The following is a 20,639-nucleotide window of genomic DNA, read 5'->3' on the forward strand; positions in this document are numbered from 1 at the left end:
TCCCCACTCGAAACGCCAAGGCTCATAACGCCGCTCCCTTATCGGAGCGGAACGTCGTTCCTCGCATGGGCGATCGTCAACAACAACCAGCCCGTTCCCGACGTGTTCTCCAAGATGACCAAAATCGCAGCTTCGGGCCGACTGGGCCTTATAAAGAACGGTCAAATCTGCTTATGTGATAACTGCAATTATCAAAGGTCCATATTTCGATAAGACAGGACATGGAAACAAACTGCCCGCTTTGGTTTCCCCCGAGGGTGCGATAGAATCTGGATTGATGGCTTCCTCCTCCCCTTCCCATGCCTCCAGCGAGCTGGCAATGCTCCTGCTCGGCCGACTGGATGGACTACTGCAGAACAGCCCATGGGCTGATATTTGGCTAGCCCGTGCGCGGTTGCAGGGCGCAGCCCAGCTGGCCGGCCTCGCCGGCGTGCCTATCGACGTCCGTCATCTGCAGGACTGGATTTGCGGACGCACATCTCCTCCTCGCGCCTCTGAAGGGTTGAACGATCCCGTCTCGGTGGCGGCGGTGTTTCATCTCGCAATCGAGGCCAGCGTTGGCGACAACGGGCCGCTGGCGCGCGCGACGCTCAACGTCTTGCGCACTGTGCTGGATGATCGATCCGAAGCCGAAGTCTGGGCAGGCAGCGACCTGGCCTATTTCGGTCCCGCGTGGCGGCAGGCTCGCATCGAAGCACAAGCCCCCTACCCTTCTCCTTCGCTGCCCTCCGTTGCCGATCGGATTACCGCTATGCTCAAGACGGTCGTCGTCGCCGAGCAGTCTGCGGTGGACGTGACGGCGATCGACGGTCGGACGCTCACTCTCGAGCCGCGGTCACGCGATCGCGCCTGGTTGGTGGCCAGCCATGTCCCCGCGATGCTCCATCATGCCGGACTCACTCTCGGCATCCTGCCGTCTCTCATTCTGTTGCCTAAATTCCCGCCACACGGGGCAGGTGAGTTGACCGATGTCATTACGCGGTCACTGCTCGTTGCCTGCCAATCCAGCCTGAGGGATCTCGACTGGATCGAGCGCCAAGGGTCAAAGGCGTTGGCGGTGTCCGCAACGCGTCGCAGCCGGGCACCACTCCTTGCCCGGCTTGCGCTCGCCTATCCCGGGCTTCGTCCGTCTGCCGTGGCGCGGCTTCTCGACGTTACTCCACAGGGGGCACGCAAACTGGTGGCCAAACTCGGGTAACGCAGCGCTACTGCCAATATGTGTCGAGCAAGGTCTTGATAGCTGCCTCCGCTTCGTCCCGCGAACCGCCGCCATGCGGGAGCAAGGTGATCCGAACCCCCTTGCGATCCTTGCCTTCAAACCGAAGCAGCGGTTTTCCGTTCTGCGAGGCCACGGTTTCGCTCGATCCTGACCTCTTGGGGGATCCTGACTTCTTGGGGGGATCAGCCGCCAATGCAAGCGCACGAACAATCTCCGGCACGGCGACCGGAGCGCCCTCCCCTCCCGATCGCGCGCTCAGGGCCGCCGCTTCGGCAAATACCCGCTGGCGACGATCGTCGGGTTTCAGCAATGGCTTGATCGTTGTGACGTGCTTGATCCGCAAATCTTGCGGATTGGGAAAGGCGATCATCAATTCGGCCGGCAGACGCGCGAGGTCGAGATAGCGGCTCAACCAGCTTTCGGTGACATTGATCCGCTCGGCCATGACCTTCTGTCTGCCCTCATAATAGGCTTCCAGCGCGCGCAGATAATCACGTGCGCGCTCGAGATCGCTGAGGTCTTCGCGCGCCCTGTTCTCAATGTCCGCTATGCGGAACGCTTCCTCGTCCGACAGTTCGCGAATATCGACGAGAAAGCGGAAGTCGGGATAGTTGTGGCTGCGCAGCCAGCTGATCGACCAATGGCGCCGCGCCCCGCAGATCACCTCGAAATCATAATCGGGTTCACCCCGCACGCGGCGGACGATTGCTGGCATCTCCTGGCGCCCTTGCGCTTTCATGCTCTCGATAAGATCGGCGCACCGCTCTTCGTTGAGCAAGGCATATTCGCGATTATGCCCAGCCCACATCCGGCAGCGCGCGGGATCAACCAATTCGTGGGTGCGGCTGACGACCGTCCCCGCCGCCAGTTCGGCCAATCGATTCTCCCGGCCTGTTAGGACATTGGCGCCCAGCCCAGGCCGGCGCGGCGCGGGCGCTCCCTCTTCGGGCGGATTGATTCCAGCGGCCAGTTCTGCTGCGAAACTCGCATTTTTTCTGCTCATGAAGCCGTTCCTTCACCCGGAATTGCACCGGTGCAATTTTGCCGTTTCACGCCAGACCTTCCTTGCGCAAACGGCTCAAATGGCTGGGCCACATGGCCCGGATATCCAACTCGAGTTCGGCATTCACCCCATCGAGATAGGTAAGGCATCGGTTGCGGACGGCGCTGCTCGTCACCGGACCGTCAAGCTCATAGACCGTCATCAAACGGGCGGTCGCGTTGTCTATTTCCGCTGAGTCCTTGAGCGGGGTACGCACCATCGCCTGACCAAACAGCGTCCGCATCAGATTGAGCAGTTCCTTCTGCATCGACTTGTTTTCATCGACCTTGGAAGCAACAAAGCGCAGGAATCTGAGGGTCGGCGCGAAACCGCGTTCGGCCAGCGTCTCGATGGTCTCATCAAGCATCGCCAAAAACGCCGCGGTCGAGGAAAAGTCCATGACGGTTGGGGGCACCGGCACGACGAGTGCGTTGGCGGCGCGTAACACCGACAATGAGATGGCTCCGAGGGCTGGTGGCGGATCGAGGACGATGACATCAAAGCGATCGGAGATGCTGGCGATACCCTCGGAGAGACGATCGATAAGCCCCCCCTGCCCTCGCGCCATTCGGGCCGCGATCTCATATTCCGATTGAAACAGTCGCAAATTTGCCGGGATCAGTTCGAGACCGTCGAAATGCGTTTTGCGCAGCGCATAATCGAGCGAGGTCATCTCCTCCTCTCGTAGAAACGGGTACAGCGTGTCCTCCTCGCTCAGGTCGAGATCAGGCACATAGCCGAACAATGTCGTCGCCGAAGCCTGACTGTCGCAGTCGATGAGGGCAACGCGGTAGCCCTGGATCGCGAGATATTGGGCAAGGTGGACCGACAAGGTCGATTTGCCGACGCCTCCCTTGAAGTTCTGGACGGCGATGACACAGCATGGATCGTCGGCCGCTCGCCACGGCCGAGTTCCGAACAGACCTCGCATATCGTTGAGTTGGGCGAGGGTGTAGCCAACCCTGCGATTATTCTCGGTTCGCGGGGGTGGCGGAAGACGCCCATCCTTTTCCGCGTCGCGGATTGCAGCAGGCGTCCGCCCGACCAGATCAGCGGCCTTTCCGATCGGGAAGGTGGGCTCGCGGCGTTCATCCGCCCGTGCGCTGCGCGCAGAGTCGCGAAGGCGCTCCAGCACCGAGGAGGTGCGCTGGGCAAGCGTCGCGACCGAGAGAAGGTCATGAGTGTCGTCGATGTCTAGTGATGCTGCCACTGGGCGCCCCTTTGCGAAACTGCGGGCATAGTAGCGCTACTTGCGCTTTTTCGTCAAACAGAAGCGCTATTTCGAAAGTGGGCCACCGCTATGGACGACTATAGCGGCGAAAGCGGTGACCAAACGCCCTATCGGGCGGCCCATCCTGACTCGGTGGGGGCACGACGAAATTGCACCGGTGCAATTTCGCTTATGGACGCCCCCTTCGGGCAACGAAGCTCTCGCAAAAACCCGTCCACGAACTGGTCAGCTTCGCGCCCTTGAGCTTCGCCAGACGGTCGCCCATCTGCTGGCGATAAGCCTCAGCGATAAGATCGATATCCCATCCACCGCCATGCGACCGGGCAATGGTTGCCAAGCCTTCCGCGTTGAACCGAATCGTTCCTTGCGGGAAGACGATCTCCGAACTCTTCTCCGGCGCGACAAGCGCGCTTATGGCGGCCTTCACGACCGATCCCACTTCCACCGCTTCGGCGACCGTCTCAACAGCGCCCTCCCGGCGCGCCTTGCGCCCCGTCGAGTGCCGTTCAATCTCATCGACGGTCGCGATCTGCGCCGGCGCATCCTTCGGTTCGAAACGAAACTCGATCTCGGTTACCGTCCGGCCCTGTCGTATCTCCTTCCACTCCACACGGAAGTGGGCCAGCTGATCGATCTCGGCCTTCGCCTTCTCGAGCACCTTGCGGCGGAGCTGCGCGAAATCCTTATACACGTCCGGCGATATGCCCAGCGCTGCGCGCAGCGCCGCCATATCGCCCTTCCAGGTCGACTGGCGACGATGGAGCCGCAGCGATCCGATCTCATAAAGCTTGAGGGCATAGCTCGATCGAAAGCCGAGCACCGCCTGTCGATTGAGGACGGCATAGCTCTCGGACTCCTGAATGAGCTTGCGCGCGTCGGGCGTAAACTCCCATTCAATCCACCCTGCATCCGCACCGTCTGTATCTTCAGCCTCTTCGCGAGACGACGAGATTAGGGAAAAGCGCAGCGTAGCCTTCTTGCCGCGCCAGGATCGATCGTCGATCGCGAACAGGGTGCGGTGAAGTTCCTCCAGCATGTCAGAGATACGTTCGTTACCCTTGTGACCGCGGCGAATATCCGCCTTGCGCATGCGATGCGGCCGGTCCTCCCAGGCATCCCCGCCTGCGGTCAGGATCATCAACGCGAGCAACCGGGACGCCGTCAGGCTGAGCGATTGGCCTTTCACGAACTTGATCTCAACGATGCTGCCGGGTTTGGCGAATTCCTCGCCACCCTTCGCCTGCAAGGCCGCTGCAACGCGCATGGCACGGCCCGGCGCCGAATCGGCTTGCGCCTCTTGCGCTGCTTCGGCGCTTAGATTTTCCGCATGTTCCATGTCATATAGGCCGAGCGCATATGGGCAGATTCGCCTAATTGCTGCCTGACCTGTCCTCGCTCGTCAAGTCAGGGCAGGCTGAAACACTTTTGTCACCCCCATCCGGTCAGGTTGGAATCAAGCGGCGCTTCCGCAAAAGCCGTGAGATTCCACCGAGTCGCAATGCGATTCGGGTTCTGCCCGTTTTCGGCTAGCTCACGCGCGATAAACGCGCCAGAATGCCAACATTCCAAAGCGCGGGATCGCCAGATGCCATCGCCCCCAATCGGTCAGGATAGCCCCAATAGGTCAGCTATCTCCCCCCGACCGGTCAGGATAACGCCCCCGCCGGGTCAGGCAAAATCCCCCGCGCGGTCAGGATAAAGCCGACAGATCGTTGAAATTGCACATCTTTTCGGCACCGAATCTGAATCACTTAGAATCATGAATCCTTCCGCTGCGAGCAGCGGCGTTGTTTTAGAATGATTCTAAAAGACCAAGCAGGCGATTCGCTGAACATCTCCGGTCGGACAGCGTAATCGACCCCCCTGGCTGGGGGGATACCTCAACATCGGTGTTCCACGATAGCATCACGGTCTCGATCCTCGGCAGCTCCGCCCTGCGACGAGATCCTCAGCGAACCGATCGTAGCTGCATCACCGCTCGTCGCCGCTGGGCAGACGCAGTGAGGAGGTCGCATGATCAATTTTGCCAAATTCGAGATCATCGGACGGATCGGTGAAATCGACGCCAAGCCCAAGGTCACGAACATCTCGGTATGCGCGAACTATCGCCGCCGCGGAGAAGGCGATCAGTGGATCGAGGATAGCTACTGGAACCGGGTCGTCATTTTCAGCGACGGCCAGCGGAAATATATCGATGAGAAGGCCCAGGTTGGCGATCTCGTGCGGATTGCCGGCCGGCTCCGTGACACCTCCTACGAGCGCGACGGCACCACCCACTACACGACCGACCGGATCGTCGAAGAGTTCGGTGTGCTCGCAGCAAAGGCAGCCTAGATCGCAGGAGGCAGCGCCGATCGGCAAGAGGAGAGGGGGCATGCGCGGAGCGACCTTGGATTTCGATTGGAGTTTCGCCCATGCCCGCCACCATCGATGCAGCAGTCCGCGCCAAACAAATCGTCGAGAGCCTGGGCGGACGCTGGTCTGGATCGCGTGGAGAGTGCCGCTGCCCTGCCCATGACGATCACTCCCCCAGCCTTTCGGTCCGCCTGGGCACCAAGGCGATCCTGTTCAAATGCTTCGCGGGATGCACGTCGACCGATATCCTCAAGGCTCTGGATCGTCAGGGTTTGCACGATCGGGTTCCGGTTCACGTCGAACCAAGCGCTCCGGCGCGCGATCTGAGCGGCTTGGCCAGGTCATTGTGGCAGCACAGCATCCCGATCGCCGGCACACCGGCTGAAGCCTATCTTCATGCTCGGGGCCTTTACGCGCCAACGTCCGACCTTCGCTTCAACCCACAGACGATCATAGGGAAGGGGAAGGATCGGCGCTGTCTTCCCGCAATGATCGCTGCGGTGAGAAACGAGCTGGGCCTGGTCGCGGTCCACCGGACCTTCCTCGATCCCACGGACATTTTGCGGCGCCCCTTCCGCAAACCCAAGCTGGCTCTGGGTCTGCTCGGCTCGGGCAGCGTGCGCTTTGGTGAGCCGGATGACGTTCTGGGCATTGCCGAGGGGATCGAAGATGCCTTGTCCGCCATCGACTGGTTCCAATTGCCGGTCTGGGCCGTGCTTGGTGCCGAGCGCTACGTCCATGTCGGCATACCGTCGCATGTAAAGCGCGTCATCGTGTTCGGCCAGCGGAACAAGGCGGCGAAAGTCTGCCTGAAGAGGGCGGGGGAGCACCTCAGCGCCAACGGGCGAAGGGTCGAGGAATGGCTCCCATCCGAGCATGACGATTGGAACGATGCTCTGCGCGATCGGCTTGCCTGCAACGCCGTTCCCCGCCCCGTGGTTCAGACGCACTTCCACTGAAGAGAGGAGAGGAGGCCTCCGGCTTGTTGATCCGGTGATGGGCACCGGGCGATGCAATGGAGGCTTACAATGCGCACCTCAGCTGCTGCTCTCGAACTCGATTTCACTGAACCATCCATCACCGCGGCGAAGGCGATCCATGCCGTGCTGCACCAGGGCGGTGGCCTGGACCGGCATGGCCTGCTCCGGACGATGGAAACTGCCTATGGTTCAACCGCAGCCGATGGGCATTGGTCACTCCGCGACGCCTATGATGTGCTGGAGCTGGGCCAGGTCCTGCACCTCGCCACGCTTGACCTGCCGCAAGAGCCGGCCGAGTGCCTTGCGGCCCTGACCGCGCTCACCGCATCCCTGCCGACGCATACCGTGCGCAGCGAAGAACAGATCGCGCTCCAGCAATTTTCGACACCGGCCGCGATTGGCTATCTTGCCGCGCTCGCCGCTCGCATTACCGCCGCGGATACCGTCCTGGAACCCTCCGCCGGCACCGGGCTCCTCGCGGTATTCGCCGCTCGCGTTGGCGCCAAGCTCGTCCTCAACGAGATCGATCCCGCGCGTGCCGCTATGCTCGAGGCAGCATTTCCCACCGCACCGGTCAGTCGCCACGATGGCGAACTCATCCACGATCTGCTGCCGCTGTCGATCCGCCCGACGGCCGTGCTCATCAACCCGCCCTTTTCCCGCAGCATGGGAAGGCATGCCGACCCGCTTGCCGCGTTCCGTCATCTGCGCGCTGCTTTGAAGCGGCTTGGTGCCGGGGGGCGCTGCGCCGCTATCCTTCCCGATCGCGTGGACACATCAAGCCGCGCCTGGACGAAGGCGACCGAGGGTTACGCGATCACGCTTCACGTCGAACTGCCCGCGAATGCCTACGCCAAACATGGCACCAGCCAGATCGTGAAGCTGATCGTTCTGGAAAAAGGCTCCCAGGACGACGTCGACCTCATCCGGTGCAGCTCGCTCGCCGAGGTGCTCGCGACGATCAGCACATCGGCCACCAGCCTCACGGCGACCCCGCGATGCTCGCCAGTGCGCCTTGCACCAACCCGTGCGCACGGATCCCTGCTCGGCGGTCTTTCGAGCAGGCCTCGGCTTTCGGCCCCGATCGCCAAGGCCGCCCCCTCTCTCGGCGCGCTCGATATCGGCTACCATGTCTTTGCCGAACCCGTACCAACCGGCGAGGCGGTCGGTGTCTACTTGCCGTACCGGCCGAGCCGCATCGCCATTCCCCGTGCATCCGCGCATCCGACCGCTCTGGTGGAATCGATCGCCATGGGCTCGATTACGGCACCGCGGCCCTCTTACGTTCCCAAGCTGCCCACCCGTGTTGTCGCAGACCGGGTGCTGTCCGACGCTCAGCTCGAAACGCTGATCTACGCCGGTGACGCCTTCGAGCGAGACATCTCAGGCCTGTTCAAGGCGGCCGAGGAAGGATTGTCGCTCGCGCCCGACCAGGACGGCCGACCTTATCGGACCGGGTTCTTTCTTGGCGACGGCACGGGTGCCGGCAAGGGCCGTCAGGTTGCCGCCATCATCCTCGACCAATGGCTGCGTGGGCGCCGCAAGCATATCTGGATATCCAAGACCGAGACGCTGCTCGAGGATGCACGTCGCGACTGGACCGCGGTTGGCGGTCTCGCGCTCGACATCCAGCATCTCAATCAGTGGAAACTCGGCACGCCGATCGGCGCGGCCGAGGGCGTGCTATTTCTCACTTATGCGACGCTGCGCTCCAACCGCGGCGACAAGGGCACCCGTCTTCAGCAGATTCTCGACTGGGTCGGTGACGATTTCGACGGCATGATGGTGTTCGACGAGGCGCACGAAATGGCGGGTGTCGCCGGCGGAGAAGGCCGTTTCGGCACCAAGGACGGCTCCGATCAAGGCATCGCTGGCGTGCGCCTGCAAAATCTGCTGCCTCGCGCCCGCGTCCTCTACGTGTCCGCAACCGGCGCGTCGGACGTCAACAATCTCGCTTATGCCACCCGGCTTGGCCTGTGGGGTCCGACCACCGCCTTCGCCGATCGCCGCGCCTTCGTCGACAGTTTGCGTCGTGGCGGGATCGCGGCCATGGAATTGATCGCCCGCGACCTGAAGATGCAGGGCCTCTACGTCGCCAGGGCGCTCAGTTTCGCCGGTGTCGAATATGACATCCTCGAACATCGCCTTACGCCCGACCAGATCGAGGTCTATGACGCCTATGCCGATGCGTGGGCGATTATCCACGCCAATTTGCGCACCGCGCTCGATGCCACCCGGGTGACGGACAGCTTCTCAAACGACACCTACAACAGCGGCGCGAAGGCCGCTGCACTGTCGATCTTCGAATCCACCAAGCAGCGTTTCTTCGGCCAGATCCTGATCGGCATGAAGCTGCCATCGCTGATACCGGCGATCCGTGCCGATCTGGCCCGGGGCGAGAGCGTCGTGATCCAGCTGGTCTCGACGTCCGAGGCGATGCTCAACCGGGCACTGGCCGCGCTGAATGCCGAGGACCGGGCGAATCTGGACATCGAGCTTTCGCCCAAGGAGTTCGTCATGTCCTACCTCACGGCGGCCTTTCCCGTCCGACAGATGAAGACCTTCGTCGATGACACTGGCAAGATCCGCTCCGAGCCGATGTCCGACGAGGAAGGCCGTCCCATCTTCAGCCAGGAAGCGATCGAGATGCGCGACAATCTCGTCGAGCGGTTCTGCTCCCTGCCGATCGTGGGGTCCGCCCTTGATCATATTATCGGGCATTTCGGGAGCGATGCGGTCGCCGAGGTTACGGGACGCAGCCGGCGTATCGTCGTCGATGCGCACGGTCGCCAGCGTATCGAGAGCCGTTCGCCGCGAACAAACCTTGCCGAGACCGACGCCTTCATGCGGAACGAGAAGAAGATCCTGATCTTCTCGGATGCAGGCGGCACTGGGCGCAGCTATCACGCCAGCCTCACCGCCGAGAACCAGTCGCGCCGCAACCATTATCTGCTTGAGCCCGGTTGGCGCGCTGACGCGGCCATCCAGGGCCTTGGCCGTACCCACCGCACGCATCAGGCAACCGCGCCGCTGTTCCGTCCGGTATCGACCGACTGCCGCGGCGAGCGGCGCTTCATCTCGACGATCGCCCGCCGCCTCGACAGCCTTGGCGCCCTGACACGGGGCCAGCGCCAGACGGGCGGCCAGGGTCTGTTCGACCCGCGGGACAATCTTGAAAGCGACTATGCCAAGGAATCGCTCGAGACATGGTTTCGCCTGTTGGCCGACGGCAAGCTGCGCTCGACCACACTCGACGAATTCCAGACCCTCACCGGACTTGAGCTGGAGGGCGAAGGCGGCGGGCTTAAGGAGGAGCTGCCGCCCATTCAGCGCTGGCTCAATCGCATTCTCGCGCTGCGCATCACGCTGCAGAATGCGATCTTCGATGAATATCTCGGTCTGATCGAGGCCCGGATCGAGGCGGCGCGCGAAGCCGGCACGCTCGATCTTGGGGTCGAGAGCATCAATGCCGAACGCATCACGATCCTCGATCGCACGGTGATCCGGCGCGACGAGACGAGCGGCGCGGAAACCGAGATCCTGCGCCTCGAAACGGAGGAGCGCTACAAGCCGCTCCCCCTGGACCGCGCGTTGCGGATCCTGGGCGACGACGCGCGCCCGATCGTCAATCGCAAGTCCGGCAGGGCCGCGATCCGGTGCAGCACCTATTCGCTCACCGACGACGATGGCGAGATCGTTCGCCGCTACGAGTTGGTTCGACCGACCCGTTCTGAGCGGATGCGGCAAGACTTGCTGCTCGAAACGATGTGGGAAGAGACCAGCGAGGAGGAATTTTCGGCGCTGTGGCAGGCCGAGGTAGAGGAGATGCGGGACAAGACCCGCACCAGCACGCTCTATTTGGTCGCGGGCCTGCTCCTGCCGGTCTGGGATCGCCTGCCCGACGATCATGTTCAGGTCTGGCGGCTGAACACCGATGACGGCCAGTCCTTCCTCGGCCGGATCGTCCCTGCACCGCTGGTGTCGAAGCTCGCGGACGCCTTCGGGATCAATGCCGCCATCACCGTGTCGGTCGACGATACCGCAAAGCATGTGATGACGACCGGCGAGATATCGTCCGTCGGAGCCTACCGGCTCAAGCGCAGCCTGGTCGCCGGCCAGCAGCGCCTCGAATTGCTCGATTGGCCGCACACGCGGCTTGCCGAACTCAAGGCGGCGGGCTGTTTTACCGACATCATCCAGCACAGGACGCGGATGTTCGTCCCCGTCGCGCATGCCGCCGCCGTCATCGAGCGCATCACCGCCTGACGATCCAGCTCCTCTCTCCGCGGTCAGCGCAGGAGAGGGGAGGGAGCCTTCGGCTTTGTGGGCCTGATGAGCAGGCTCGCGTGACCGCCGAGGCGGCGCGCCAGTTCCAGATGGAGACAACCGATGATCCAGTCCGTAAAGGTCAAGAACCTCTCGCTGTCCAAGGACAATGTCCGCAAATCCAGCCGTGAGGCCAGTATCGACGCCCTCGCAGCCAGCATTGCAACGCAAGGCTTGTTGCAGAACCTCATCGTTACCCCGCTCAAGAAGGCGGGCCATTTCACCGTCAAGGCGGGCGGGCGCCGGCTGCGCGCACTCCAGAGCCTGATCGAACAGGGCACGTTGCCCGCCGACCATGTCGTGCCTGTCCTCGTCCTTACCGACGACGACAACTCGGTCGAGGCCAGCCTGACCGAGAACTTCCAGCGCGTTCCGATGAACCCGGCGGATGAAAGCACCGCGTTCAACTTCCTCATCCAGAAGGGGATGACCGCCGAGGACGTTGCCAAGCGCCAGGGCGTCACCACCCGCTTCGTCGAGCAGCGGGTGCGGCTTGCGGAGCTCGCGCCGAGCGTGTTCCAGGCTCTCGCCGCCGGTGAAATCACCCTGGGTGTCGCCCAGGCCTATGCCGTGACGAGCGACATCGATCGTCAGGCGCGCGTCTTCGCGCAGATGAGCACCTCCTATTACGGCGATCAGCCCGACAACATCCGGCGTGCGATCCTCAACGGCACGATCAAGGCGAACGATGCCAAGGCGCGGTTCATCGGTCGCGATGCCTATGTCGCGGCAGGCGGCCGCATCGAGGGTGATCTCTTTGCCGCCGAGGGGGACGAGAACTGGATCGACGTCGATCTTCTCGAAGATCTTGCCGGCAAAAAGCTCGAGGCGGCCGCTGCCGCACTCGCGCAGGCGGAGGGCCTCGCGTTCGTGACGCCGATCGCGGCTACTCACGTTCCCTATGATCTCGAGCGTCAGCTTCATGAATTTCACGCGCCCGCGCGGCCGCTGAGCGAGGAGGAAAGCGCACGTGTCGAAGCCCTTTCGGCCGAAAATGACCAACTCGTCGAGCGGCTTGAGTGTGAACTGACCGACGGGACGCCGGAAGCCGAGGCGGCGAACGATCGCCTCGAGGAGATCGAACGGGAGCTTGAAGACATCGAGGAGTCCCGTCGCGAGATCGATCCGGCGGTCCGGGCACAGATCGGGACGTTCGTCTATATCGGTGGTGATGGCGAAGCCCGCGTTCACACCCGCATGTTCAGCGAGAAGCCCGTTGTCGATCCGAATGCTGCGCCCAAGGTGACGGGCGGTGCCAATGGTGACGACGGCGCCGGCGACATCGATCATGGACCCAAGCTCAGTGCTACGCTGATCGACGAACTGGCGACCCAGCGCCGGCAGATCCTCGTCGCCCATATCGCCAGCGATCCGGCGATGGCGTTGGACCTCACCATCTTCCTGATGGCGCAGAATGTCGTCTTCGAGCAAAACTACGTCCGCAACCACTCGACGCTCAAGTCGAGCGGCGCGCAATTCCCGATCTTCGGCTTCCGCGACGAAGGATCGATGGCGTCGCAGACCATCGAGGATCAGCGCCAGCGTCTCGATACGAGCTGGGCCGGTCACAAGACCATGACCGAACGTTTCGACGCCTTTCGCGCGCTCGACGACGAGGCCCGCGGCAGTTGGGTGGCCTTCTCGATCGCGCGCACGCTGGAACCGAGCCTGAACATTGCCGAGGGCGGACGGTCGAACGGGTTCCATGACCATCTTGGTCGCGCGCTCGACATTCAGGTCGAGCATTGGTGGCGCCCCACGGCCGAGAACTTCTTCGGCCGTGTCAAAAAGGAGGTCATGCTTGCCGCGCTCGAGGACATTGGCGGGCCGATCCTGCGCGGGCGCTACAAGGACGCAAAGAAGAGCGACCTTGCCGCAACCTGCGCCGCGCTGTGCAACGGACAGGGGATCGTCGAGGCCGAAATCCGCGAAAAGGCGACGGCCTGGCTGCCTGATGCCATGCGCTTCGACGCCATCGAGCAGCCCGAGACCATAGCGCTGCGCTCGACGTTCATCGACGAGGCCGATGATGTCGATCCCGGCGATGATGGTGACGATGTCGATGACGAGTCGGACCTGGAGGACGCGTCGCACGACGGTCAGGACGATTTGAGCGAGGCGGCCTGACGCCCGTTTGAACGGTTCGAGGCGACTGGGGGCGGCACTCTTCGCGGAGTGTCGCCCCTCCTTTTGTGCCCCGGCGGCAGGCTCTGTGAGGGGAGGGTGCTGGTCCGGGCTCGCCTCTACCAGATCAGGAGAATGACCGTGGCCAAGACCACCGATAAACCGTCGCCTGCCGACACCATCACCAACGCGATCATCGACAAACTCGAAGCGGGCGTACGCCCTTGGGTGAAACCGTGGCGACCTGGCCTCGGCGGGCGTCCCCTTCGCGCGACCGGCGACGCGTATAAGGGCATCAATTGCTTCTGGCTGTGGCTCTGCGCCGAATGCGCCGGCTACCATTCTCGTACCTGGATGACGTATAAACAGTCACAGGCACTGGGCGGCCAGGTCCGCGAAGGCGAGCGGTCGCAAATCGCGATCTTCTACAAATCGTACAGCAAAACCGTGGAGTCGCCCGTCACCGGCGACACCACGGACGAAATGCGACGCGTGCTGCGATCCTACGCCGTCTTCAATGCCGATCAGATCGACGGGCTGCCGGAGAAGTTTTATCTAAGCCCCCTCAGCGTGGTCGCGCCTGACGACGAACTGCCGGATCGCGCAGAGCGCTTCCTCGATGCCCTTCCGGCGAGGGTTCACCAGTGCGGCGATCGGGCCTTCTACGACCGTGTTGCCGACAGCATCACGATGCCGCCCGTGGCGTTGTTTTCCACCCGTGCCTATTTCGCTTCGACGTTAGCGCATGAGGCAGGGCATTGGACCGGCCATCCTGACCGGCTCAACCGTGAGTTCGGCAGGAAATTAGGCGACAACGCCTATGCTTTCGAAGAGCTTTGCGCCGAGATGACATCTGCCCTGCTCGGCGCGGATCTTGGCCTCCCGACCGCCCATATCGACGATCATGCAGCGTATATCGGCTCGTGGCTCGCGGTGCTGCGCAAGGATTCCCGCGCCATCATGACGGCTGCGGCAAAAGCCGAAGCGGCCGCCGCCTTTCTGCTCCGCGCAACTGGCCTCGCCACGTCGGACGACGCCAAGGAACAAATCCGTGAAGCAGCATGATCGCGGCGATCGCCTGCCCCGACCCCGGTGGCTACCGTCCGTCCTTCTCCTGATTCGCAATCTGGTGACTTCGTCGAGCGCAATTCGCGAAGCGGCAGTAACACTCATTCGCCTCGCCGACGCGATCAGTCTCGATTCGAACGATAGGCGACAGAGCGCCGAGCCTACTTTGCCGGCGGCTCACCCATACGCCGTTCGTCGGGAGGTGCGGAAACGTCGGATTGTGCCAAGACCCGCCGTTCGGCGGACATCAAGCTGCCGGGCGGCAACGCGCCTCAATAGCGGTCATTCGACGCCGCGATCACCTAACCCAGAAGCGGTCGGTCGCGCGATGACCCAACTGACTTATTCGTATAATCAATTCGATGGCGCGGTCGCCGGCCCCAAAGCCCGATGCCGATGGTTCAGGGTAACCAATCGGAGTTTTGCTGAATGCATGAGATTCGACGCGGTTCTGGCCGCCAGCTGCTACTAATTCACGGTCTCGGCGGAAGCTGGAAGTCGTGGAGCACCGTCATGGACGCCCTCAGTGCCGAGCGGTCGCTTATCGTGGTTGACCTTCCCGGACACGGCGCAAGTCCAGCTGGCCAGGATAGCGGGACCTTCGATGGCCTCGTTGGCAGCGTCGAGCGTTACATCGCGGAACGCAGACTTGAAGGAATCGATGTCGTCGGTAGCTCAATGGGTGCGCGGATTGCGCTGGAGCTTGCGCGGCGTGGCCGGGTCGGCAACGTCGTGGCCCTCGATCCTGGCGGCTTCTGGCGCGGCTGGGAGCGCACATTCTTCAAAGTTACCATCGGAGTCTCGGGGCGGTTGGTTCGGGCAATCCGGCCTATGCTGCCAACGCTAAGCAAGAACGCAGCGTCACGCACGGCGCTGTTAGCGCAGCTGTCGGCTCGCCCTTGGGCGCTCGACCCGACGGTTGTCGCGACCGAGCTTGAAAGCTTAAGCGCCACGTCAACATTCGATGCTCTGGTGAATGATCTCGCCAGCGGGCCTGAGCAAATTGGTCCAGCAGCCGATCCGTCTCGGCGGATCGTAATCGGTTGGGGTCGCCGCGATCGCTTATGCCTGCCAAGACAAGCGGCGCGTGCAAAGGCCGCCTTTCCTTCCGCCGAGCTGCACTGGTTCAAGGCAAGCGGGCATTTTCCAATGTTGGACCAGCCTGACGAGACAGTTGCAGTAATATTTGCCGCAATCCAGTAGTGCACCTTCGTCGCACACGGTATCTGGCTCTATTACTCACTCGAAGACAAGATCCTGCGCCGAGCGCGCATCCGGTACTACAGCTGACGACGCCGCGATCAGGCGAGCCAGAGCCCGATCAGCGCTGCGATCGACACCATGACCAGGAATCCGTTGACGAGGATCAATAGCCAGCCGGGTAGCTTCGCCGTGTCGGGCTTGGGCGGCGGCACACCCGGTGCGAACTCGCGCCAGATCGCGGCGATAAAGCACAGGGCGCTGAATAGGACCAGAACCGAGCCGGTGCCCGCGATCATCCAGTCGGGCACCAGCTTGTCGAGCAAGGCGCGAGCACCGATGCCGGCTGCCAAAGCAGCGAGCCCGGTTCGCACCCAGGCGGCATAGGTCCGTTCGGCCGCGAGGACGGTCCGATCCGCAGCAAGTACTGTGCGGCGATCGGCGCTGTTGGTCTGCTGCTCGGCGCTGGTCGCGAGCTTGTCGGCGCTCTTGACCAACTGCTTGGCCGCGTGGGCGGGCTTTGCCGGGTCCGGCGGGGTGTCGTCGGTCACAGGTCGAACCCGTCACCGGGCTGCTGGAGCCGGTGGAAGGTTATGCCAGCCTTCTCGAAATAGGGCTCATAGGTATCGTAGCGCTGCGTCAGGAACCAGTCGCGGGCATAGCCATCGTGGACCGGGAGCACATGGCTTGGACGCATGGAGCTGGCGAACTCGTAGGCGCCGATCTCGGTCAGGAACGGCGCCATCACCGGCAGCGCCAGCGCCTCAATTCCAGCAAATTGGTGGAGCCGTTCATCAAAGCTATCGCCGGGATTGAGAAGGCGATCATTGACGACGAATGCCAGAACGGCCGGGATTTCTTCGGCGAGGATCGGCTCATGGCGCACCGGCAGGGCACGGACCGTGAATGGTCCAAGGTCGAGCCCTTCCTCTCCGACCTCGCTGACGGTGAAGCCCTGGCTGCGTAACGTGGCTGCGACCTTGTTGCCTCCGAATATCCGCGGTTCGCCATCGCCGACGATGGTGCGTAGCGCCTCGCAGTCGAAATGATCGGGATGGCCGTGCGTAAATAGGATGAAATCCACGTCGCTGAGGTCGCGAGGATCGACGCGCCCATCGACGAACGAGAATTTGCCCGGGTCGAACAGCAGCCGCTTGCCGTCGAGCGTCAGCCGCAGGCAGCTATGCACAAATTTCTCGATACGCATCGGGCGCCTCCTTCATTCAAGCAACGCGGCGCGCGGCGATAAGTCACTCAGCCAGTCCCGCCCGACGCGTCGGGAGCGCCCTGACTTCCGGATTCCTTGCCGGCCGGCGCCGCGCTGCCCTGCTTCGCGCTCAGCGCCGTCAGATAGTCGACGATCGCCGGGATATCCTTTTCCGAGACCGGTGCCTTATAGACCTCCTTCATCTTGGTGACCGTCGCCTTCCACTGGTCGGCCGTGAGCGCGGGCTGGGTCAGCGCCATGCTGGCCGAATGGCACGAGGTGCAGTTCGCATTGATCACGTCGGCGTGCGGTCCGTCAGGATATTGCTGGTCGTCGAGCGGCAGGTCGACCGCGTCCGATGTGAGTGTGAAGCCTCCAAACGCGACACTCGATGGCGCCGGCCCGCTGGGAGCCGGAGGTGGCGGGGCTACACGGCTGCCGGGCGGGCCGATCGCGATTAGTACGAGGGCAGCAAGGCCGACTGCGCCGAACGAGAGCGTGCCGATCGAAGGGACTTTCATCTCGGCTCTCCTCAGGACGCAGTGATGTTGGTGGTTTCGATATTGCCGCGCATGAACCCGCCCGGGTTCCAGATCGGCGCCATCGGCTGCGCGACCCCGGCCGTGTTCCAGCAGCGCGACATCAGCCGCACATTTCCGCGCGCCGGCAGCGGCACCTGCGTGTCCCAGCGGCGGAAGCTGTATTTGCCGTGATCGGGACCGAGGCGGGTGTGATACCAGGTACGCCCGCCGTCGGTGGAGACATCCACCTTGGCGACCCCGCAATCGCCGCCCATCGCGATGCCACCGAGTGGTATCGTCTGGTCAAAGGCAATGGCCTGTCCTTCGCCGAGGCTCGTTACCCAGGAGCGCGGGATCATCCGGTTGATCGGGACGGTCGGGAAGTCCTTGGCACCGGGCTTCACATTGGCGCCAGGCGTCGCCGGGATTTTGTAAGCCTTGGCCATCCAATATTCGTCGTCGGGGCCGGGCAGCACCTCGATGTCGTTGAGCATCTTGACCCAGTAGGTCGAATACCAGCCCGGCACGATCAGCCGGCAGGGAAAGCCGTTGAGCAAGGGCAACTGCTCACCGTTCATGCCGAAGGCGATCATCACCTCGCCGTCGTGGGCGTGATCGATGTCGAGCGCCTTCTCGAAATCCGGCGCGCCGGCGACGACGGGCTGGTCGAGCGCGCCGAAACGCACCTGCACCGCGCCCGGCTTCACGCCGGCAAAATCGAGGATGTCGCGCAGCCGCACGCCGAGCCATTTGGCATTGCCCATCGCACCATTGCCCCATTGTGCGCCGGGCACACGCGGCTGGAACAGGCCGCGGCTGTTGCCCGAGCACTGATTGACCGCGGCCATCTCGACGCGCGGCAGGCGGAGCAGCTGCGCAAGGCTGATCGATAGCGGCCGGTTGACGTGGCCTCGAACGGTGAGCCGAAAGGTATCGACATCGATCGACGTCGGGATATCGGCCCAGTGCCAGCGCACGAAAAACTGGTCGTTGGGAGTGAACACGTCGCGGTCAAACACCTCCATCGGGGTCTCGAGCAGCGGCGGGTGCATGCGCTGGAGGATCATGCTGCCTTTGCCGGGAAAGGCGCTGGTCATCGGCCGTCCGGCATTGCCACCTGGCAGATGGAGATCGACAAGGCTCTGTGCGAGCGCTGGGCCTGCGGCGAGCGCGGCACCGCCCAGTGCGGCCTGGCCGAGGAAACGGCGACGACTGCTTTGCGCGGCGAGCCAGGTGTCGAGCTTGTCCATGATAGCATTCCCTTCTTCGGGCGAACGTGGCCGACCCGGCTCGTCGAGCCAAGCGATCGGATTTTCGATTTTGATCGCCTCAGGCGATCAGTTGGGTGTGGCGATGCAGGGCGATACGAAGAGATGCCCCTTCCATGCGCCGGTCAGCGTCTTGGCGGCGACCACCACCCACATCATGGCGAGGGCAAGGGTGAGCACCGTCCCGACGATCCCGAAGAAGGCGAGGTCGAAGGTCGTACCGAGGCGGAAGGTTGCGACCGTGTAGACGCCGAGCGGGAAGGTATAGCCCCACCAGCCGAGGTTGAACGGGATGCCAGCGCGCCAGTAGCGCCAGGTGATCAGCATCGCGAGCGCCAGCCACCACAGCCCAAAGCCCCAGAGCAGCAGCCCGGCGATGCTGCCGAGGCCCTGTGCCACGCCGGCGATCGACGCGAGGCCGTGTGCGGAAAGGATGGCGGGCGCGTCGCCGCCCAGCACCAGCATGCCCAGCGCACCGGTGCCGATCGGGCCGAGCGCGAGCCAGCTCGACGCGGCCATGCCCTCGTGCGGCAGCTTGTGCAGTGCCATGCGCAGGATGAGCAGCGCGAGGATACTGAAGGCGACCGGCACCGAATAGGCCCAGAGCACATAGGAAGTGAGCAGCGTCACGAACTGAGCATGCGGATCGGCGAGATGCGGCGCGAGCAGGCCGCCGCTCGCCGCCGCGACCTCGGCCGCGACGACTGGAAGTAGCCAGACTGCAGTCATGCCATCTAGGCTGTGCTCGTGGCGAGTGAACATGAAATAGGGAATGACGACACCGCAGGTCACCGCCATCGCAACGTCGATCCACCACAAGACATGCGCTACACCGACGATGCCGTCGCCGAACCGGGCGATCCCAAAGGCGAGGCAGCCGTTGATGATCGTGGCGAGGCCCATCGGGATGGTGCCGATGAACATCGACACCGTGTTATGGCCGAAGATCCGCCGCGCCTCATGGCCGAACAGGATCCAGCGCGCAGAATAGATACCGGTGAAGAGCGCGAAGAGCGCGATATTGAAGAACCAAAGCACCTCGCCGACCGGCTTCAGCGTCGGGCCGATGCCCGGCACCTGCGGAAGCGCCAGTGCGAGGATGCCGGTGCCCATGGTCGCGGCGAACCAGTTGGGCGTGAACTGGCGGATCATCTCGCGGGGATGATCGAGCCGCGAGAGCGGTCGCAGGCCGTCGAGCACGGGCTTGAGATCGCCGGTCATCATCCAAGCTCCTTCACGAGATCGGTCAGCGCATCGGCTGCCCTGGTGCGAAAGCGCTCCTTGTGCCGCAGCGCTTCGAACGGACGCGCCGGCAGTCCGAGGCCAAGATCTTGGAGATGCCCGGCCAAGAGCGCACGGCGGACGACCAGCTCGGACAGCACCGCCACCCCGGCGCCGGCCTCGACCGCCGAACGAACCGCTTCGTTGGACGGCAGGGTCATGCCGATGCGCAGGTCAGCGGGATCGATGCCGCGATGGCGCAGCACTTCCTCGAAGGTCGAGCGCGTGCCCGATCCCTGTTCGCGCACGATCCAGTTGGCCTCGCGGATCCAGTTTTCATCAACATTCCTGGTTCGCTCTGCGCCGACCAGTAGCATCCGGTCCTCGGCGACCTTCCAGTGCGCAAGTGCCGGCTGGTCGACCGAACCTTCGACAAAGCCCAGTTCGGCCGTGCCGTCGAGCACCTGCGCAGCAGCACCGTCGGTGTTTTCGATCACCAGTTCGATGCCGATCAGCGGATGGCGGCGATGAAATTCAGCGAGGCGCGCAGGCAGCCAGTAGCTGGCGATGGTCTGACTCGCGACGATCCGCAGCGTACCGCGCTTGAGACCACCGAACTCCGACAGCGCCAGTTCGGCGCTCGCGGCCCGGCCAAGGACGGCGCGCGCCTCGTCCAGAAACATGCGGCCGGCCTCGGTGAGCTCAATGCCGCGCCCGACCCGGTGAAAGAGCGGCACGTCGTGGCGCGCTTCGAGCGCGGCGATGGCGGCACTCGCCGCCGACTGGGTGACGTTGAGTGCCTCGGCGGCGCGGGTCATATGCTCGCGCTCGGCGACGCCAACGAAAATACGAAGTTGTTCGAGGGTCATATCGATCT

At 63.3% G+C, this 20,639-nt stretch carries 16 protein-coding genes; 7 read left to right on the plus strand and 9 right to left on the minus strand.

The features are described from left to right. Positions 1-319 precede the first annotated feature (319 nt). Positions 320-1,198 carry a hypothetical protein gene (locus F4U95_RS19315; protein WP_246171649.1) on the plus strand — a complete coding sequence of 293 codons (879 nt, stop codon included), beginning with the start codon at positions 320-322 and terminating at the stop codon, positions 1,196-1,198. 7 nt (positions 1,199-1,205) lie between these two features. Here F4U95_RS19315 and F4U95_RS19320 read toward each other — a convergent pair whose 3' ends face one another. The 3 genes from F4U95_RS19320 to F4U95_RS19330 form a co-directional block, all read right to left on the minus strand. Then, positions 1,206-2,222 (minus strand): ParB/RepB/Spo0J family partition protein, encoded by a 1,017-nt coding sequence (locus tag F4U95_RS19320; RefSeq protein WP_150426732.1) that lies wholly within the window; start codon positions 2,220-2,222, stop codon positions 1,206-1,208. 46 nt (positions 2,223-2,268) lie between these two features. Further along, positions 2,269-3,471: an AAA family ATPase gene (locus tag F4U95_RS19325; protein ID WP_150426733.1), complete on the minus strand. Its 1,203-nt coding sequence runs from the start codon at positions 3,469-3,471 to the stop codon at positions 2,269-2,271. 190 nt (positions 3,472-3,661) lie between these two features. Next, positions 3,662-4,756, minus strand: coding sequence for a replication initiation protein (locus F4U95_RS19330; protein ID WP_150426784.1), 1,095 nt, complete (start codon positions 4,754-4,756; stop codon positions 3,662-3,664). Between the two features lie 749 nt (positions 4,757-5,505). On the opposite strand from F4U95_RS19330, the gene F4U95_RS19335 reads away from it, so the two are divergent. The 6 genes from F4U95_RS19335 to F4U95_RS19360 all read left to right on the plus strand — a co-directional run bounded on the left by F4U95_RS19335 (position 5,506) and on the right by F4U95_RS19360 (position 15,548). Then, entirely contained in the window at positions 5,506-5,826 is a 321-nt protein-coding gene (locus tag F4U95_RS19335) for a single-stranded DNA-binding protein (protein WP_021243468.1), read from the plus strand. Positions 5,827-5,906: 80 nt separating this feature from the next. Further along, complete coding sequence (locus tag F4U95_RS19340) at positions 5,907-6,806, plus strand: DUF7146 domain-containing protein (RefSeq protein ID WP_150426734.1); 900 nt, start codon at positions 5,907-5,909, stop codon at positions 6,804-6,806. 69 nt (positions 6,807-6,875) lie between these two features. After that, the gene (locus F4U95_RS19345; protein ID WP_150426735.1) at positions 6,876-11,093 is read left to right on the plus strand and encodes a strawberry notch-like NTP hydrolase domain-containing protein; all 4,218 of its coding nucleotides are present in this window, start codon (positions 6,876-6,878) and stop codon (positions 11,091-11,093) included. A 123-nt stretch (positions 11,094-11,216) separates the two neighbouring features. Further along, on the plus strand, positions 11,217-13,280 hold the full coding sequence (locus F4U95_RS19350) for a ParB/RepB/Spo0J family partition protein (RefSeq protein WP_150426736.1): 2,064 nt from the start codon (positions 11,217-11,219) through the stop codon (positions 13,278-13,280). A 132-nt stretch (positions 13,281-13,412) separates the two neighbouring features. Further along, complete coding sequence (locus F4U95_RS19355) at positions 13,413-14,342, plus strand: ArdC family protein (protein ID WP_225207650.1); 930 nt, start codon at positions 13,413-13,415, stop codon at positions 14,340-14,342. Positions 14,343-14,774: 432 nt separating this feature from the next. After that, a complete protein-coding gene (locus F4U95_RS19360; protein WP_150426738.1) occupies positions 14,775-15,548 on the plus strand; it encodes an alpha/beta fold hydrolase in 774 nt (257 codons plus the stop codon). Between the two features lie 98 nt (positions 15,549-15,646). Here F4U95_RS19360 and F4U95_RS25410 read toward each other — a convergent pair whose 3' ends face one another. The 6 genes from F4U95_RS25410 to F4U95_RS19390 form a co-directional block, all read right to left on the minus strand. Further along, positions 15,647-16,096 (minus strand): DUF202 domain-containing protein, encoded by a 450-nt coding sequence (locus tag F4U95_RS25410; RefSeq protein WP_058455252.1) that lies wholly within the window; start codon positions 16,094-16,096, stop codon positions 15,647-15,649. Continuing rightward, positions 16,093-16,752: an MBL fold metallo-hydrolase gene (locus tag F4U95_RS19370; RefSeq protein ID WP_058455251.1), complete on the minus strand. Its 660-nt coding sequence runs from the start codon at positions 16,750-16,752 to the stop codon at positions 16,093-16,095. The genes F4U95_RS25410 and F4U95_RS19370 overlap by 4 nt, the downstream gene beginning before the upstream one ends. A 47-nt stretch (positions 16,753-16,799) precedes the next feature. Then, complete coding sequence (locus F4U95_RS19375) at positions 16,800-17,273, minus strand: c-type cytochrome (protein WP_058455250.1); 474 nt, start codon at positions 17,271-17,273, stop codon at positions 16,800-16,802. 11 nt (positions 17,274-17,284) lie between these two features. Beyond that, complete coding sequence (locus F4U95_RS19380) at positions 17,285-18,523, minus strand: molybdopterin-dependent oxidoreductase (RefSeq protein WP_058455249.1); 1,239 nt, start codon at positions 18,521-18,523, stop codon at positions 17,285-17,287. An 87-nt stretch (positions 18,524-18,610) separates the two neighbouring features. Then, positions 18,611-19,765, minus strand: a complete 1,155-nt coding sequence (locus tag F4U95_RS19385) for a TDT family transporter (protein WP_246171651.1) — start codon at positions 19,763-19,765, stop codon at positions 18,611-18,613. After that, complete coding sequence (locus F4U95_RS19390) at positions 19,762-20,631, minus strand: LysR family transcriptional regulator (protein ID WP_058455248.1); 870 nt, start codon at positions 20,629-20,631, stop codon at positions 19,762-19,764. The genes F4U95_RS19385 and F4U95_RS19390 overlap by 4 nt, the downstream gene beginning before the upstream one ends. Positions 20,632-20,639 lie beyond the last annotated feature (8 nt).

The sequence above is a fragment of the Sphingobium limneticum genome (assembly GCF_008710165.1).
GTDB classification, from domain to species: Bacteria; Pseudomonadota; Alphaproteobacteria; order Sphingomonadales; family Sphingomonadaceae; genus Sphingobium; species Sphingobium limneticum.

Excerpts from the sequence above, each read along its gene's own strand:
- F4U95_RS19315 (WP_246171649.1), top strand. The coding sequence starts at position 320 with ATGCTCCTGCTCGGCCGACTGGATGGACTACTGCAGAACAGCCCATGG.
- F4U95_RS19320 (WP_150426732.1), bottom strand. The coding sequence starts at position 2,222 with ATGAGCAGAAAAAATGCGAGTTTCGCAGCAGAACTGGCCGCTGGAATC.
- F4U95_RS19330 (WP_150426784.1), bottom strand. The coding sequence starts at position 4,756 with ATGCGCGTTGCAGCGGCCTTGCAGGCGAAGGGTGGCGAGGAATTCGCC.
- F4U95_RS19335 (WP_021243468.1), top strand. The coding sequence starts at position 5,506 with ATGATCAATTTTGCCAAATTCGAGATCATCGGACGGATCGGTGAAATC.
- F4U95_RS19340 (WP_150426734.1), top strand. The coding sequence starts at position 5,907 with ATGCCCGCCACCATCGATGCAGCAGTCCGCGCCAAACAAATCGTCGAG.
- F4U95_RS19345 (WP_150426735.1), top strand. The coding sequence starts at position 6,876 with ATGCGCACCTCAGCTGCTGCTCTCGAACTCGATTTCACTGAACCATCC.
- F4U95_RS19350 (WP_150426736.1), top strand. The coding sequence starts at position 11,217 with ATGATCCAGTCCGTAAAGGTCAAGAACCTCTCGCTGTCCAAGGACAAT.
- F4U95_RS19355 (WP_225207650.1), top strand. The coding sequence starts at position 13,413 with ATGACCGTGGCCAAGACCACCGATAAACCGTCGCCTGCCGACACCATC.
- F4U95_RS19360 (WP_150426738.1), top strand. The coding sequence starts at position 14,775 with ATGCATGAGATTCGACGCGGTTCTGGCCGCCAGCTGCTACTAATTCAC.
- F4U95_RS19370 (WP_058455251.1), bottom strand. The coding sequence starts at position 16,752 with ATGCGTATCGAGAAATTTGTGCATAGCTGCCTGCGGCTGACGCTCGAC.
- F4U95_RS19375 (WP_058455250.1), bottom strand. The coding sequence starts at position 17,273 with ATGAAAGTCCCTTCGATCGGCACGCTCTCGTTCGGCGCAGTCGGCCTT.
- F4U95_RS19380 (WP_058455249.1), bottom strand. The coding sequence starts at position 18,523 with ATGGACAAGCTCGACACCTGGCTCGCCGCGCAAAGCAGTCGTCGCCGT.
- F4U95_RS19385 (WP_246171651.1), bottom strand. The coding sequence starts at position 19,765 with ATGATGACCGGCGATCTCAAGCCCGTGCTCGACGGCCTGCGACCGCTC.
- F4U95_RS19390 (WP_058455248.1), bottom strand. The coding sequence starts at position 20,631 with ATGACCCTCGAACAACTTCGTATTTTCGTTGGCGTCGCCGAGCGCGAG.